Consider the following 12,116-nt stretch of genomic DNA (forward strand, 5'->3'; position numbering starts at 1 on the left):
GCTCTTTCCAGTCTCTCAAGAATGAGCCAGAAACACCATACAAGCTTGTCGAAGGATGGATGGATTGTTAAATCAAGGATAAATGAAATGTTTTGGGTGTACATTCTCCGCTGCGCCGACGGTAGCTATTACACCGGTCATACCGACAATCTTGAAAAACGCATCGGCCAGCACCAGGCCGGAGAATGTGTGGGTTATACCGCAACGCGCTGTCCGGTTGAGCTTGCTTGGTCTCAGGAGTGTGTCACGCGGGAAGACGCCTTATCGGCCGAGATGCAAATAAAAAGCTGGAGCCGCAAGAAGAAAGAAGCCATGATGCACGGCGACTGGATGGAAGTTTCTCGATTGGCGAAAAGTAAATCCTTTAGTCCTGAGCCTGTCAAAGGATGAGCGGATTTACATCTTTGGCGGGAGGTTGAAAGTTGAATGCCCACTGTATTTGATATAGAGCCATGAATACGGTCAAATCAAATTACACGCGCCCGCTTGATTTTAAGCAGGGACGGGTGGATATGTCGCACGGCTCCGGTGGGCGCGCCATGGCGCAATTGATCACCGAGTTGTTCACTACCGATTTTGATAACGAATATCTGACACAAGGCAACGATGGTGCGTTGTTGCCGCCAATCGCCGGGCGATTGGTGATGTCTTGCGATGGTCATGTTGTGTCGCCGTTGTTCTTCGCGGGCGGCGATATTGGCTGCCTGTCTGTGCATGGCACCATCAACGATGTCGCGATGATGGGAGCGAGGCCGTTGTATCTGGCAGCTTCTTTCATTCTCGAAGAAGGTTTTCCGCTCGCCGATCTGAAACGCATTGTCGCATCCATGGCGAACGCTGCAAGATTAGCGGGTGTCTCTATCGTCGCAGGTGATACCAAGGTGGTGGAGCGAGGCAAGGGTGATGGGATATTCATCACCACTACTGGAATTGGTGTGGCGCGTGAGGGCATCACTTTGTCCGGTGATCTTGCGCATCCGGGTGATACAATTTTATTGTCTGGCGCAATAGGAGATCACGGCATGGCGGTGCTTTCGCAACGTGAAAACCTGACTTTCGATGCACCCATCGTGTCGGATACGGCGGCGTTGCACTGGCTGGTCGCAGCCATGCTGGACAGCGGAGTAAAGTTACGCGTGCTGCGCGACCCGACGCGCGGCGGATTGGCAACGACACTCAATGAGATCGCCAAACAATCCGGTGTGGGCATGATGCTGCATGAATCCGCAATTGCGGTGAACCCGCCGGTCGAAGCCGCCTGTGAGTTTCTAGGACTGGATCCACTATATATCGCCAACGAAGGCAAGTTAGTTGCTATTTGTGCGCCGGAAGACGCAGAGCGCTTGCTTGAGGTGATGCGTGCCCATCCGCTGGCTCGAGAGGCGGCCATCATCGGTGAAGTCACAGAAGACCCCCATGGGTTCGTGCAAATAACCACCAAGCTCGGTGGTCGTCGTATCGTCGATTGGCTGGCAGGTGAACAATTGCCGAGGATTTGTTGATTTTATTGGTACATGGTAATGCTTGTCTATGATTTTGCACATTTTATTGAATGTTTGCGCGGTTTGATAGTACTGTGATAATGCCCAATTCTTGCTATGTAAACCGCATATATCAGTCATATACTCTGTGCTTGATCGCTTGAATATTCGGTTCAGATAACGGATGTCATAGTATTAACAAATTTCGTTAATATAAAACACTGGTCACCGTTCTGAAAGATTATAAAAGTCATGAAAATGTGTAGTCAGGTACAGGAAGTCCATAGCTATTAATAATCGGTACCTGGTTTCTTATTTCGGTAATGCATTTGTCGTTTGTATTTCTGATTTATGATTAATCACTCATCAGGTGTAAAATCATAAAAATTGGTCTATTTCTCCACTTCGTGTGCGCCAATGAATAAAAAACGCCCTAAATATCTTGACTTGCGCTTGATCAAATTGCCTTTGCCAGGCTTCATATCTATTCTGCATCGTGTTAGCGGATTGTTGCTATTTTTAGCTCTACCGCTGTTTCTGTGGATGCTGCAGAGCAGCCTGCTTTCTATCGAAACTTATACTCAGTTGGTCGCGGTACTGCGATATCCCCTAAGTAAATTAATTTTAATCTGCCTGCTGTGGGCATTTTTACACCACCTTTGCGCCGGAATACGCTATCTCGCGATTGATATGCATATCGGCGTAGGGTTGACGCATGCACGTGCCAGCAGCAAATGGGTATTGTTTGTGAGCTTGGGTTTGACTGTGCTAATGGGAGCGTGGCTATGGTAGATCGTATCGTAACCGGCGCGCATTATGGGTTGCGGGATTGGTTGGTGCAGCGTGTTACCGCTGTTCTGATGGTGGCCTACGTGCTTTTTATTGGGGCCTATGTAGTGCTGAACTCCAGTTATGTCAGCAATACCTGGGTCGGTCTTGATTACAACACTTGGACAGGGTTATTTTCAAACTTGGTGATGCGCTCGTTTTCATTGCTATTTTTGTTTGCCGTTTTCTACCATGCATGGATTGGGGTGCGTGATATTGTGATGGATTATGTCAAGTCGGCAAGAATACGCCTTGTTATATATGTGTTGGTAATAATGGCGTTGCTGCTGTATTCGGTTTGGGCAGTTCAAATTTTGTGGGGAATGTAATGGCAGTGGCGAAACGCACATTTGACGTTGTAATTGTGGGAGCAGGTGGCGCGGGGATGCGTGCGGCTTTGGCATTATCTGAGGCTGGATTGAAAGTGGCGGTACTGTCAAAAGTTTTCCCCACACGTTCGCATACCGTAGCGGCGCAAGGTGGGATTGCTGCATCATTGGGCAATATCAGCGAGGACAATTGGCATTGGCACATGTACGATACAGTGAAAGGTTCGGATTATCTTGGTGATCAAGATGCCATTGAATTCATGTGTCGCGCTGCGCCAGAAGTGGTGTATGAACTGGAGCACTTCGGCATGCCATTTGATCGTTTGGAAAATGGCACAATTTATCAGCGCTCATTCGGTGGCCACATGCAAGACTATGGCAAGACCCCGGTGCAGCGCGCCTGTGCTGCTGCTGATCGCACCGGTCATGCTTTGCTGCATACGTTGTATCAAAAAAACATGCAGACCAATACCATTTTTTTCGTGGAATGGATGGCTCTGGATTTGATTCGCGACGAAGATGGCGACGTGCTTGGCGTGGTGGCAATGGAAATTGAAACCAGTGAAGTGATGATTTTACAAGCGCGCGCCACGCTGTTTGCTACCGGAGGCGCGGCGCGCATTTTTCAAGCGAGTACCAATGCATATATTAATACCGGCGACGGCTTGGGTATGGCAGCTCGTGCTGGCATTCCGCTGGAGGATATGGAATTTTTCCAGTTTCATCCCACTGGAGTTTATGGCGCGGGCGTGCTGATTTCAGAAGGTGTACGCGGCGAAGGTGGCTATCTCCTCAACAAGGACGGTGAGCGTTTTATGTCGCGCTATGCACCAACAGCCCAAGACCTGGCAAGCCGCGACGTGGTATCACGTGCCATCGCCACTGAAATAAAGGAAGGACGCGGTTGCGGTCAACATAGCGATCATGTTTTGTTGAAGGTGGACCACATCGGTGATGCAGTCATTCGCCAGCGCCTGCCCGGCATTCGTGACATTTCCCTGAAGTTCGCGCACGTTGATCCAGCTTTGGCTCCCATTCCAGTGGTGCCTACTGCGCATTATATGATGGGCGGTATTCCCACTAATTATCATGGTCAAGTGGTCGCCCCTTACAAAACCGGGCCGGAAGAAGTTGTGCAGGGATTTTATGCGGTGGGTGAATGCGCTTGTGTGTCAGTCCATGGCGCTAACCGGCTGGGTTGTAATTCATTGCTTGATTTGCTGGTGTTCGGGCGTGAAGTGGCGCGGCAGATTATTGAGGACTTGCAGCGTAACCCTCATCCCAAACCATTGCCACACAATGCCTCTGAGCGTCCGCTGTCGCGTCTTGCAAGGTTGAAATCACAAAAAAACGGAGAGAGTGTTGCCGAAGTAGGGGCAGAAATGCGACGTGTGATGCAACATCATTGCGGTGTGTTCCGTTTCCCCGACCTGCTGGCTCAAGGCGTGCAAGAAATTCGCACAGTGGCAGAGCGCGTTCAAAATACTATGATTAATGATCAGAGCAGGGTGTTTAATACTGCATGTGTAGAGGCATTGGAGCTCGACAATCTTATCGAAGTAGCGCAAGCCACTATGGTTTCTGCTGCAGCGAGGCAAGAAAGCCGTGGCGGTCACACTCGGGATGATTTCCCTCAACGCGACGATGACCACTGGTTGAAGCATTCACTATATTTTAGCGAAGGACAAAAGCTGGATTACAAGCCGGTCCGGCTGAAGCCGTTATCTGTCGAATCATTTCCGCTTAAGGCGCGAGTGTACTGATCTGGAGATCTCAGTGTGTCGGCAGTCAATTTCAGATGGAAAGTAATATTTTCGAAAATTGATCAGTAATGGCTTGAGTTACCGGATTCCTCATTTTTTGAGGTGGATTATAGGGAATCTGTGGGCAGGCTATGCGAAGCATGTGAATGGTTTGTGGTCAAAATGAGTGCATATATAAAAGTTACTAGCAGGGATGAGCAGGTAACTTTTGCAAGTCTTGTTGAATCAATCAGTGACGAGCGTTTTTGTACTGTTATTACGTGTTATTGATGAGATCAATGCCTATTGATCGCCTCTGAAATTTCAATTTTTTAGGCAAGACAAGTCGCGAGAAAAAAACCGAACACAGCAGATATGGTGAAAAAACATTTTTATTTTTGTGCTGTATTGTCGATAAGGATCATCTACATGAAATGGAAGTACTGGAAGACTGCCGGGACGTGATGGTTAACTGTTTGGGTCGTGAAAACTTCCCCAGTTTTTTGATGGTGTACTGGAGTAGCCGCTATGTTTTTGTAAGTCAATTCGAACTTTTTTGAACTTTACGCTCCAATGCTACGAGCCGTGAGGAATTTTTTGAGCTGTTGCAGGGTACGGAAGAGGAGATATGAATGCCTATCTGTTACTTGTCCAGGTGGAGTCCACAAAGGCCTGTTGATCTCAAGGAGCATGCACGGGACTTGCGCTGGCTCAGAGCGCCAGCTTCTTCCATTGCTTATCGCAGTTCACCGAATGCTATTTGCTAGTGGCTTTGAGCGTGTGCTACGTAATTGTATTGCGATTTCATTTCCGTACACCGTAATTGGCAGCCAGCCCACGAAATAAAAAAATAGTATATATTATTCAAGGCACAAAAAATTTCAAGTTGCGATGTCACTACTGCGGCAGCGGTGAAGAAGGCAAGGCGTCGAACTGGCGGCAGCATTGGGATTTGAGCTGCCTCATATAAGTATCGTGCGTCGCAATTGTATAAATCGCTTTAGCAGTTACATGCAAGACCATTTTTTACAGTGCAGTCAGTGATTAAACATACAATGTAATTAAAAAGTAGTGCGTGCAGATGTGGCTATATATGTGTTTAAAAAAGGCGATGGACTTGCCTTTATTTTGAGGCGGGTGATTGTTTAGGTGCGGGGATGGTGTAGGCAGATGACTAGAAGTGATTAGCAGAGGAGTGAAACCATGAAATTCAAAATTTACCGGTATAACCCCGAAACCGACGAACAGCCTTATATGCGCAATTATGAGTTGGATATAGAGGTGGGCGATATGATGTTGCTGGATGCGTTGCTTCTGATCAGGGAGCAGGACGACAGCCTGAGCTTGCGTAAATCTTGTCGTGAAGGCGTGTGTGGATCGGATGCGATGAACATTAATGGGCGCAATGGTTTGGCTTGCATTACGCAGCTGTCCAGTTTGAAACAACCAATTGAATTGCGCCCGTTGCCCGGCCTGCCAGTGATACGTGACCTGATCGTGGATATGTCGCAGTTTTTCAAGCAGTACCATTCGATCAAACCTTATTTGGTGAATAACGATCCGCCTCCGGAAACAGAGCGCTTACAGTCGCCTGCGCAGCGTGCCGAGTTGGATGGATTGTACGAATGCATTTTGTGCGCCTGCTGCACTACTGCATGCCCATCATTTTGGTGGAATCCGGATAAGTTTGTAGGTCCTGCCGGTTTACTGCAAGCCTATCGCTTTATCGTCGATAGCCGCGATCAGGCAACAAGCGAGCGATTGGATTATCTGGAAGATCCGTACCGATTATTTCGATGCCACACGATTATGAATTGTGTGGATGTATGCCCCAAAGGTTTGAATCCCACAGCTGCCATTGGAAAAATTAAAGCCCTCATGGTGAAGCGTACGGTATGAAAGAGGTGGAACGAGTGCGCTGGCGCTGTAGACGAGGTCTGTTGGAACTTGACATTGTGCTGGGGCGATTCGTAGAGCAGCATTATGCAAGCTTGAATAAGGCACAGCAGGATGCACTTGATGTGCTGCTGGATATGCCCGACCCGACACTCTGGGATATGATTACTAATACGCAGCCGTCGCCGCTGCAAAGTGAGCAGTGTGTGGTGCTGAAATTGATGCAGACAGTTTGAGAGCGCCTTGCGCGGTAGTGGCATTATTTGCTACTACATAAAGTTGTAAAAACAGGAGGCGAGATGAAAGAAAAACGTGTTGCAACACTGATGCTGGATGATAACCGTAGTATCGAGTTGCCGATATTGTCTGGCACTATGGGTCCTGATGTGATCGACATCCGTGAATTGAGTAAGCTCGGCGTATTTACTTACGATCCAGCTTTCGTTTCCACCGCCAGCTGCTCTTCCGATATCACATTTATTGATGGCGATGCCGGGTTGCTGTATTACCGCGGTTATCCGATTGAACAATTGGCTGAAAAATCGGACTTTCTTGAAGTGTGCTACTTGTTGCTACACGGTGAGTTGCCGAATGCGATACAGAAAAGCGAGTTCACTGGAAAGATTATGAAGCACACTATGGTGCATGATCAGCTTGCCCGTTTTTTTAACGGCTTCCGTCGTGACGCTCATCCGATGGCGGTAATGGTTGGGGTAGTAGGTGCGCTGTCGGCTTTTTATCATGAGTCGCTTGATATTACTAACCCGGAAAATCGCGAAATTTCGGCGTTACGCTTGCTGTCAAAGGTGCCGACCATCGCCGCAATGACTTACAAATACTACACCGGCTTTCCATTCATGTATCCGAAGAATGAATTCAGCTACGTTGAAAATTTCATGTACATGATGTTCGCGACTCCAGCAGAAGACTATGTGCCGAACCAGAAACTGGTACGTGCACTAGAGAGTATTTTCATACTGCACGCTGATCATGAACAGAACGCTTCGACTTCGACTGTACGGCTGGCAGGTTCCAGTGGAGCAAATCCATTCGCATGTGTGTCCTCCGGCATTGCAGCGCTGTGGGGGCCAGCTCACGGTGGTGCGAATGAAGCAGTACTGAAGATGCTGGAAGAGATAGGTGATGTGTCACGCGTGGCGGATTTCATGAAAGGTGTGAAGGACAAAAAATACCGCCTGATGGGCTTCGGTCATAGGGTATACAAAAACATGGATCCGCGCGCAAAAGTAATGCGCGCTACTTGTTATGAGGTGCTTAAAGAGCTAAATCTAGAGAAGGATCCACTGTTTGCAATGGCACTGGAGTTGGAGCAGATTGCGTTGCGGGATGAGTACTTCATAGAGCGCAAACTATACCCCAATGTGGATTTTTATTCCGGAATTGTGCTAAGTGCGTTGGGTATCCCTAGCAATATGTTCACAGTAATTTTTGCTGTGGCACGCACCATAGGTTGGATGTCGCAGTGGAATGAAATGATCGCCGACAGCGAGCGTAAAATTGCTCGACCACGTCAGCTGTATCTGGGTGCAACACAGCGCGATTTTGTACCGTTAGCCAAGCGCTAAATCCGGATCGAAATAAACGCACACCTGGAAAAACTGAGGCTGGAAGGCCTTCATGTGCTTTAGTGTCATATCATATTGAAAATGTTTAACCTCCCAGCGCCGCACTTTTATGAAGCTGTGAAGCGCAAAGACATGACGACAAAAACAGATGGGTAATAATACATGACGTCGGTAATACAAACCATGTTGGGCAACTCTATGTTGTTCGGTGCCAATGCGCCGTATATTGAAGGTCTATATGAGGCGTATTTGGCCGACCCCGATTTGGTTCCGGATGGTTGGCGTGCCTACTTTGACGGCCTGCAAAACATAACGAGCACGGAGCAGCAAGATTTTCCGCATAGCCCGGTGGTGCGTGCTTTTGCTGCCTTACCGTTGACGGATGCACAAAGCGTAATTCAAAAAGCTGATATGGCGCGCAAGCAGGTGGCAGTAATGCAACTTATCAATGCTCATCGTTTCCTCGGCGTGCATCGCGCCAGCCTCGATCCTCTGAAGCGGCATTCCAGACCTGAAGTGCCCGAATTGGATCCAGCCTTTCATGGTCTCGCGGAGGCGGACATGGATGTTACATTCGAGACAGGTTCTCTGGTAGGAGCGCCCCGCATGATGCTGCGGGAAATTCTGCAGTTGGTGCGCCAGACCTATTGCGGCAGCATAGGTGTCGAGTATATGTACATCAATGATGTTGCGCAAAAGCGCTGGATTCAAAATCGCCTGGAGAGTGTACGCGGCCAGCCAAATTTCAGTGCTGAGACGCGGTATCGTATCTTGGAGCGGCTGACTGCAGCTGAAACGTTGGAGCGCTATTTGCATACCAAGTTTGTCGGTCAGAAGCGTTTTTCTTTGGAGGGTGGCGAATCACTTATTCCGATGCTTGAACATTTATTGCAACGCGCAGGTACGCAAGGAGTATGCGAGACTGTTATTGGCATGGCACATCGTGGACGCTTAAATGTGGTGGTGAACACATTAGGCAAACTACCGAGTGATTTATTCGCTGAATTTGAAGGTGTGCACCGTGAACAGCTGACTTCCGGCGATGTGAAATACCACCAAGGTTTTTCCTCGGACATTTCTACTCCGGGCGGAGCGATGCACTTAGCTTTAGCATTTAACCCCTCGCACCTGGAAATCGTTAATCCGGTGGTGGAAGGTTCAGTGTGCGCTCGTCAGCATCGTCGCGGCGACAAGGACAAACGCGAGGTGATGCCTGTATTGTTGCATGGCGATGCGGCCTTCGCTGGCCAAGGCGTGGTCATGGAAACTCTCAGCTTATCCCAAACGCGCGGTTATAACACGGGCGGTACAGTGCACATCATTATTAATAATCAGATCGGTTTTACAACTTCGAATATACATGATGCCCGATCTTCTTTGCACTGTACCGATGTGGCGAAGATGATAGAAGCTCCGATTTTCCATGTGAATGGAGATGATCCTGAAGCAGTACTGCTGATTACCGAAATTGCACTGGATTACCGCATGACTTTCAAAAGGGATGTCGTGATCGATATGGTGTGTTTCCGCAAATTGGGCCATAACGAACAGGATGAACCGCTGGTTACGCAGCCATTTATGTACCGTTATGTTAACCAGCATCCGGGCACACGTGCGTTGTATGCTAAATACTTGTTAGAGCAAAATGTGATCGTGGAAGGGGATCCGGAAGCTATGATCGCGGCCTATCGTCGCTCAATGGATGAGGGTATTAATCCGATCCAGCCAGTATTGAATGATTTGAATAAGGCATTAGCTGTAAACTGGTCTAAATTCAGGAGCGGCGTGACTTGGGACGTGACGGTGAACACTGCCGTACCGCAAGAACAGTTGCAAAAATTGGCGCGACGGCTAACAGAAGTGCCAACGGATTTCGAGCTTCATTCGCGCGTGGAAAAAATTATCACTGACCGCCGTGCCATGGGTAATGGCGAATTGGCTTTGGATTGGGGCATGGCAGAAAATCTAGCCTATGCCAGTTTGGTAGCTGAGGGTATTCCTGTTCGTTTGTCTGGTCAGGACAGCGCGCGCGGTACCTTTTTTCATCGCCATGCTGTGCTGCACGACCAGAACCGTGTGCAGTGGGACAAAGGGTATCACATTCCATTGCAAAATATTGCGCCCAATCAGGCCGATTTTATCGTTATTGATTCCATCCTTTCGGAAGAGGCGGTGCTGGCATTTGAATATGGTTATGCTACCGCTGAGCCAGATTCTCTGGTTATATGGGAGGCGCAGTTCGGCGATTTCGCTAATTGTGCTCAGGTGGTAATTGATCAATTTATCTCATCAGGGGAGGCCAAGTGGGGACGCATGTGCGGGTTGGTGATGTTTTTACCTCATGGTTACGAAGGGCAGGGGCCAGAACATTCATCCGGGCGCATTGAGCGCTATTTACAGCTATGCGCAGATTACAATATTCAAGTGTGCATCCCTTCCACTCCTGCTCAAATGTTCCATTTGCTGCGCCGCCAGATGTTGCGCCCAACACGCAAGCCGCTTATTGTCTTTACACCCAAAAGCATGCTGCGCAGTAAAGATGCTTCTTCGCCGCTGAATGAGTTGGCTCAAGGAGCATTTCAGCCAATAATTGGAGAAGTGGATGCGGTGGAAGCTACCAAGGTGCAGCGTATCATTGTATGTAGTGGGAAAATATATTATGGGCTGAAGACCGCACGACAAGAACTCGGCATTCAAAATGCTTTGCCGCAGTCCTTACCTTCGGAAGTGGTGGCGATTGTCAGACTAGAACAACTTTATCCATTTCCGCATGATGCTTTCGAGGCACAGATTGCCAATTATCCAAATGCTACAGAATTGCTGTGGTGTCAAGAAGAGCCGGGTAACCAGGGCGCATGGCATCGCATTCAGCATTATCTGCTGCGCCATATGCGTGACGGCATGAAGCTTGCATATGCGCTGCGCTCTTCTTCTGCATCACCTGCGGCGGGCTATTTGGCGGTGCATAATGAACAACAAAAGGCAGTGATAGACGCTGCTTTCCGCTGCGATCTCGACATTAAATCAGGAGCAAGACGCCATGCAAGTTGAAGTGAAAGTGCCGCAACTTTCCGAATCGGTTTCCGAGGCCACTCTGGTAACCTGGCACAAGCAGCCTGGTGAAGCTGTGGCTGAAGGTGAAAATTTGATAGACATTGAAACTGATAAAGTGATTTTAGAGTTGCCTGCGGTCAAATCTGGAGTGCTGACCAAAGTTCTCAAGCAAAATGGTGACAAGGTGACCAGCAATGAGGTGATTGCCTTGTTGGATACCGATGCAAAACCTGATGTGACCAGCGCCGTTCAACCAGATGTGAAAACCAAGGAGCCAGCTGCCGTGATGCCTGCGGCACAGAAAATTGCGGCGGAAAATAAAATTGATACAGCTGCGATTAATGGTAGCGGACGTGATGGACGCGTCATTAAGGAAGATGTGTTGACTGCGGTACAGAAACAAGCTGCAGTGATGGTAACCGAAGTTCCGCAACCCATTGAGGGTGGGCGTGTGGAACAGCGCGTGCCGATGACTCGCATCCGCCAACGCATTGCCGAACGTTTGCTTCAATCGCAACAGAATGCCGCAATTCTTACTACTTTTAATGAAGTGAACATGTTGCCAGTGATTGAGTTGCGTAATCACTATAGAGATGCTTTTGAAAAGAAGCATGGTGTAAAACTAGGTTTTATGTCATTTTTCATCAAGGCTACGTTACTCGCATTGCATAAATTCCCAGTGGTGAACGCGTCGGTGGATGGTACGGATATCATTTACCACGGCTATTACGACATCGGCGTGGCAATTGGTAGTGAGCGCGGCTTGGTGGTGCCTATCATTCGCGATGCTGACAAGCTTTCACTAGCCGATATCGAAAGACAAATTATGGACTTTGGTACGCGTGCCAAAGACGGTAAGATTACATTGGAAGAATTGCATGGAGGTACCTTTTCCATTTCCAATGGTGGTGTGTTCGGCTCCATGCTCTCTACTCCTATAATTAATCCGCCACAGTGTGCCATCCTCGGTATTCACGCTACCAAAGACAGACCAGTGGCCGAAAATGGTCAAGTTGTCATTCGCCCGATGAATTACCTCGCTCTGTCTTACGATCACCGAATCGTTGATGGGCGTGATGCCGTATTATTTCTCGCCACTATTAAAGAAGCGCTGGAATATCCTGGACGAGTGTTGCTGGATTTGTAGATGTGCTTTTGCCAATTCAAGCCGGAATGAAATGAAAAGTTTAGTGCGGGTTC

General features: G+C 48.5%; 10 protein-coding genes. All 10 read left to right on the top strand.

Annotated features, from left to right (window positions below):
• A partial coding sequence (locus MJ770_RS07560; protein WP_239251004.1) for a GIY-YIG nuclease family protein occupies nt 1-390 on the top strand: 390 nt, incomplete at its 5' end.
• A gap of 62 nt (nt 391-452) precedes the next feature.
• Nucleotides 453-1,502, top strand: a complete 1,050-nt coding sequence (gene hypE, locus MJ770_RS07565) for a hydrogenase expression/formation protein HypE (RefSeq protein ID WP_239251005.1) — start codon at nt 453-455, stop codon at nt 1,500-1,502.
• 396 nt (nt 1,503-1,898) lie between these two features.
• Nucleotides 1,899-2,273, top strand: coding sequence for a succinate dehydrogenase, cytochrome b556 subunit (sdhC, locus tag MJ770_RS07570; RefSeq protein ID WP_239251006.1), 375 nt, complete (start codon nt 1,899-1,901; stop codon nt 2,271-2,273).
• Complete coding sequence (sdhD, locus tag MJ770_RS07575; protein WP_239251007.1) at nt 2,267-2,638, top strand: succinate dehydrogenase, hydrophobic membrane anchor protein; 372 nt, start codon at nt 2,267-2,269, stop codon at nt 2,636-2,638. The genes sdhC and sdhD overlap by 7 nt, the downstream gene beginning before the upstream one ends.
• Nucleotides 2,638-4,401, top strand: a complete 1,764-nt coding sequence (gene sdhA, locus MJ770_RS07580) for a succinate dehydrogenase flavoprotein subunit (protein WP_239251008.1) — start codon at nt 2,638-2,640, stop codon at nt 4,399-4,401. Before sdhD ends, sdhA begins: the two co-directional genes overlap by 1 nt.
• 1,182 nt (nt 4,402-5,583) lie before the next feature.
• A complete protein-coding gene (locus tag MJ770_RS07585) occupies nt 5,584-6,279 on the top strand; it encodes a succinate dehydrogenase iron-sulfur subunit (RefSeq protein WP_239251009.1) in 696 nt (231 codons plus the stop codon).
• Nucleotides 6,276-6,512, top strand: a complete 237-nt coding sequence (locus MJ770_RS07590) for an FAD assembly factor SdhE (protein WP_239251010.1) — start codon at nt 6,276-6,278, stop codon at nt 6,510-6,512. The genes MJ770_RS07585 and MJ770_RS07590 overlap by 4 nt, the downstream gene beginning before the upstream one ends.
• Nucleotides 6,513-6,575: 63 nt before the next feature.
• Nucleotides 6,576-7,862: a citrate synthase gene (gene gltA / locus MJ770_RS07595; protein ID WP_239251011.1), complete on the top strand. Its 1,287-nt coding sequence runs from the start codon at nt 6,576-6,578 to the stop codon at nt 7,860-7,862.
• Nucleotides 7,863-8,024: 162 nt separating this feature from the next.
• On the top strand, nt 8,025-10,913 hold the full coding sequence (locus MJ770_RS07600) for a 2-oxoglutarate dehydrogenase E1 component (RefSeq protein WP_239251012.1): 2,889 nt from the start codon (nt 8,025-8,027) through the stop codon (nt 10,911-10,913).
• A complete protein-coding gene (odhB, locus tag MJ770_RS07605) occupies nt 10,903-12,063 on the top strand; it encodes a 2-oxoglutarate dehydrogenase complex dihydrolipoyllysine-residue succinyltransferase (protein WP_239251013.1) in 1,161 nt (386 codons plus the stop codon). Before MJ770_RS07600 ends, odhB begins: the two co-directional genes overlap by 11 nt.
• The last annotated feature ends 53 nt before the right edge of the window (nt 12,064-12,116 follow it).

Origin of the sequence: Candidatus Nitrotoga sp. M5, assembly GCF_927904885.1 — a bacterium.
Lineage (GTDB): Bacteria > Pseudomonadota > Gammaproteobacteria > Burkholderiales > Gallionellaceae > Nitrotoga.

What these genes read in the sequence shown, in the direction of transcription:
- hypE (WP_239251005.1), top strand. Translation starts at nt 453, where the DNA reads ATGAATACGGTCAAATCAAATTACACGCGCCCGCTTGATTTTAAGCAG.
- sdhC (WP_239251006.1), top strand. Translation starts at nt 1,899, where the DNA reads ATGAATAAAAAACGCCCTAAATATCTTGACTTGCGCTTGATCAAATTG.
- sdhD (WP_239251007.1), top strand. Translation starts at nt 2,267, where the DNA reads ATGGTAGATCGTATCGTAACCGGCGCGCATTATGGGTTGCGGGATTGG.
- sdhA (WP_239251008.1), top strand. Translation starts at nt 2,638, where the DNA reads ATGGCAGTGGCGAAACGCACATTTGACGTTGTAATTGTGGGAGCAGGT.
- MJ770_RS07585 (WP_239251009.1), top strand. Translation starts at nt 5,584, where the DNA reads ATGAAATTCAAAATTTACCGGTATAACCCCGAAACCGACGAACAGCCT.
- MJ770_RS07590 (WP_239251010.1), top strand. Translation starts at nt 6,276, where the DNA reads ATGAAAGAGGTGGAACGAGTGCGCTGGCGCTGTAGACGAGGTCTGTTG.
- gltA (WP_239251011.1), top strand. Translation starts at nt 6,576, where the DNA reads ATGAAAGAAAAACGTGTTGCAACACTGATGCTGGATGATAACCGTAGT.
- MJ770_RS07600 (WP_239251012.1), top strand. Translation starts at nt 8,025, where the DNA reads ATGACGTCGGTAATACAAACCATGTTGGGCAACTCTATGTTGTTCGGT.
- odhB (WP_239251013.1), top strand. Translation starts at nt 10,903, where the DNA reads ATGCAAGTTGAAGTGAAAGTGCCGCAACTTTCCGAATCGGTTTCCGAG.